Source organism: Arthrobacter sp. MYb23 (genome assembly GCF_002979775.1).
GTDB lineage: Bacteria > Actinomycetota > Actinomycetes > Actinomycetales > Micrococcaceae > Arthrobacter.
The window spans coordinates 1-3966 of record NZ_PCPR01000050.1; the positions used below are offsets into that span (position 1 = coordinate 1).

General features: G+C 59.5%; 3 protein-coding genes. All 3 read left to right on the forward strand.

Going from position 1 to position 3966, the window contains the following annotated elements; genetic code table 11:
- Window positions 1-133: 133 nt before the first annotated feature.
- The 3 genes from CQ020_RS23845 (at window position 134) to CQ020_RS23855 (ending at window position 3763) form a co-directional block, all read left to right on the forward strand.
- Entirely contained in the window at window positions 134-718 is a 585-nt protein-coding gene (locus tag CQ020_RS23845; RefSeq protein WP_105694308.1) for an HhH-GPD-type base excision DNA repair protein, read from the forward strand.
- Between the two features lie 76 nt (window positions 719-794).
- Window positions 795-1199, forward strand: a complete 405-nt coding sequence (locus tag CQ020_RS23850) for a hypothetical protein (RefSeq protein WP_105694309.1) — start codon at window positions 795-797, stop codon at window positions 1197-1199.
- On the forward strand, window positions 1196-3763 hold the full coding sequence (locus CQ020_RS23855) for a DUF4132 domain-containing protein (RefSeq protein WP_105694310.1): 2568 nt from the start codon (window positions 1196-1198) through the stop codon (window positions 3761-3763). Before CQ020_RS23850 ends, CQ020_RS23855 begins: the two co-directional genes overlap by 4 nt.
- Window positions 3764-3966 lie beyond the last annotated feature (203 nt).

The following is a 3966-nucleotide window of genomic DNA, read 5'->3' on the forward strand; positions in this document are numbered from 1 at the left end:
ACACCCCAAACCCCACCAAACCCCGCCAAACCGCCGTCGAGCGCCCTGGGTTAGTAGTGAGCCAGGCCGGATACTCCGCAGCGGATCATCGACTGCTGGACGTCCAATGACGGAGCTTCTTTGTGGTGGGAGGATGGGACGCATGGAACTGCACATCACAGGAGATGCCGCCGCGGACCAGCTGCTCAGTGACGACGCCTTTGCGTTGTTGACGGGCATGTTGCTGGATCAACAAGTCACCATGGAGTCAGCATTTGCCGGGCCCGAGAAAATCCGGGCCCGTCTGGGCTCCCTGGAACCCGGCACGATCGCCGACTACGACCCCGCCGGCTTCATTGAAGTCTTCAAGGAGCGCCCTGCCGTCCACAGGTTCCCGGGCTCCATGGCCGCAAGGGTCCAGGCTCTCGCCGAGACAGTACATCGGGACTGGGATGGGGACGCAGCTGCCATTTGGACCAGCGGGAGCCCCGACGGCCCCGAAGTACTCAGCCGACTTAAGGCATTGCCGGGCTTCGGCGAACAGAAAGCAAAGATCTTCCTGGCACTGCTGGGCAAACAATGCGGGCTGCAGGCCGACGGATGGCGGTCAGCCGCCGGCCACTACGGCGACGAGGGCTCTTACCTCTCGGTTGCCGACATTGTGGACCCGGACTCCCTGGTCAAAGTGCGCGCCAACAAACAAGCGGCCAAGGCAGCCGCCAAAGAGGCGAAGGCGTAACCGACCCCCGGGTATCCAGACTGTCGGACCTGCCTTATACGATGCGGAAAATACTTAGTCGATTGGTGGGACCCTCATGGCGACATTGCGAATCTGCGATGAAAGCGTACCCGGCGCCGGAGCCTTGGAGCAGCTTGAGCTGTCCGGGCTACCGGATGTCATCTCAGTGGAAGAGCTAATCCGCTGGCGCGTGCGCGAGGAAGTCGCGCGTTACAACGCCACTAAAGGGGCTGGAAGGTTCCCCGGACTGGTGAAGCCTTCCGTCAAGGAAAGAGAACTCAATGGTCTTGGCCACCGGGCACCAGACAACGAGCCCGTGAAGTGGGAGCAGCACGCTGACACGGCAATTAAAGGCTTCGAACGGAATTCGTTCTTCGTGATGGTTGATGGCCGACAGGTCTGCAACCTGTCAGACGAAGTCAACGTCCTCGCGGCCATCGAAGCCGTCTTCATCAAGCTAGTACCGCTGGTGGGAGGATGAGCAATTTGGTCGGCTCAGAGGGAGGCCTCGCGATGCCCGAAAGCCTGCGTGCCTTGGCTGATGAGCAATGCCACAAGCTCCTTAGTTTCTTCATGACTCCACATTTCACTCGGGCAAGTGACGGGAAGGGCCTGGAAAAATACCGGGAGCAGTTTGCCAGGTACCTTGAGGATCTCGACCCGGATGGGCAGAAGGGGGCATTTGCGTTTACCTTCGACCACGTGCACGAACACAGGTACGGGATCGCCGATAGGTATTACGAGCCTTTCGGCATCCCGGCTGGCCGTGTGCACATGCTGCCACCGATCGAGCAGGCACTCAACATCTTTTCGGCACTGCCTCCACTGGACTGGTGCGCCCAGGAGCTCGATTGGATGCTTTCCCACGTGCCCTACTCCCGGTACATCTATCCTTCATGGCGCAGTGCGTTTCACCAGCCAATCCTGGCCCTGAAACCCACTGAGCGACTCAAAGTTCCGGCGGCGACCCGCCGATTGGAAGCCATGCTGCTCACTGATTTTCGGGATGGGCCGGGGTTGCATCCAAAGATTCGCGAATTTAGCGAATTGCTGCTCGACGATAGCGAGGAAGACGGCCGCATCCCTTTGCAGTACATAGCTGATGACGACGACTTCGGCCCCTCAGTACGCAATGCAGTGACGTCGGTCATGCCGGAACACCAGGCCGCACGGCTACTACTCTTCATGAGCGAGCTGACCGGTCCGAAGCCCACGGCGAAGTGGAAACGCGCAGCAGATTTGCGGGTCGCGGAGCAGCCGGGAGCATTGGGGGTCGCTCAGGTTCTACTCGGTCTGGCTGCTGAGCGCAGGCCCACGGCAGACTTAGGCGAGATTTCATGTGTTAGTCCGCACTTGGGATCGGTCTTGCGCGCCGCCCTCTGGCTCCTCGCGTTCCAGCACGATGCTCCGGCACACATTCAGCTCATCCGTGATGCGGCCGCCTATCTAGGCGCCGGTCACAACGGCAAGAACGGAGTTTGCCGGTCCGCAACAGGGGCTAATGCCGGCGTGGAGGCGCTCCTGGAAATCGCCAAGAGCCACGAGACCGCCACCACTGAAGTCGTCGGAGCACTCACGCATATCCGGGACGTGGTCAAGAACAAGCACCTGCACAAACGCCTGGTGAACGTCATCGACCAACTGTCCGCAGCAAGAGGCATCTCGCCCTCCGAGCTGTTGGAAACAGCTGTTCCTGATCTGGGGCTGGACGCGGCGGGAGCCAAGAGCTTCGAAATCGAAGGGTACGTGGCAAAGATTTCCCTGACCAACGGACAGGGAGCGTCTGCTGTCAAAGTGGAATGGTTCACAGCGGAGGGAGAACCGGGGGCGATGCCGGCTCAACTAAAGAACTCTCCTAAGTTGTCCACTGTAAAACTCGCCACGAGTGAAGCCAAGAAGGCCCTGGCCATCCAGCGTCGCCGGCTCGAACGGCTTATGGCTTCCGAGCGGGCGTGGACCGGCGACAATTTCCGGACGCGCTATTTGGAACACCCCGTGGTCAGAAGTATTGCCAGCGACCTGCTGTGGACGATCACTGTAGGGGAAGGAGAGTTTTCCGGGTACCCTCGGCGCACTAATGAGGACAGCGGTTGGGAATTGGTGGGACTCCAAGGCGAAGCACACAGCATCTCCGGCGACGCGACCGTAGTTCTCTGGAAACCGTGGGCACGGAGCGTCAGTGAAGTTCGTTCCTGGCGCTCACACCAACTGCAGCACCGGTTGAGGCAACCGTTCAGGCAGGTATACCGGGAACTCTATCTACTGACTCCAGCCGAGCAGGAGACTGGACACTACTCCAACCGTTACGCCGCGCACGTTCTTGACTATGCTCGTGCGCAGGCGATTGCGAAGAACCGCGAGTGGCATGGCACCCAATTGGGTCCTTGGGACGGCGGCCAGGACACCAAGCTGTACGCCGAATTTCCTGACGAGCAGCTGAGAGCGGCCTTCAGCATCGAACTTCTCGAGCTGGAGACAGAGCGCGCAACGCTATGCTCAACCAACCGGGTGTGGTTCGAGCGGCGCATTGCGCGGGACACTTGGGAGTCAATAGCCCTTGATGAAGTACCTCGGGCCGTGTTTAGCGAAGCCATGCGCGACGTAGACCTCTTTACCTCAGTGGCCGCAATTGGACCGGACCCGGACTGGGCAGACCACCCGAACGGCCTCGTCAGAGACTACTGGGGCGGATCCCACACAGAGGAACTCTCGGAAACGGCACAGTCAAGACATGAATATCTAAGTGAAATCCTTCCCCGCACGATTTTGTCTGAGTGCTGCCAATTGACGGACCGCCACCTCATCGTGCGCGGTAAACATCGCACCTACAAGATCCACCTCGGATCGGGAAACATTCTGATGGACCCGGATGACTCCTACCTTTGCATCGTGCAGGCACCAAGATCCCCCTCTGAGCGCATCTTTCTCCCCTTCGAGGAGAAGGCTGGAAGGCTGGCAACAATCCTGTCCAAAGCGTTCATGCTCATGAACGACCACAAGGTCACCGACCCGTCAATCTTGAGTCAAATCCACGGGACTCGCTGAAACGAAGCCCGTTAAAGGGGTGAAGCCTCCATAGGCGGTGGAGGCTTCTGCTGTTTGGGGTGTGACTGTGTTTTGGTTGTTAAAGACGAAGAGCCCCAGCCAGTGGCTGGGGCTCTTCTCAATTTATGTCCGGCGGTGTCCTACTCTCCCACACCCTCCCGGGTGCAGTACCATCGGCGCTGTGGGTCTTAGCTTCCGGGTTC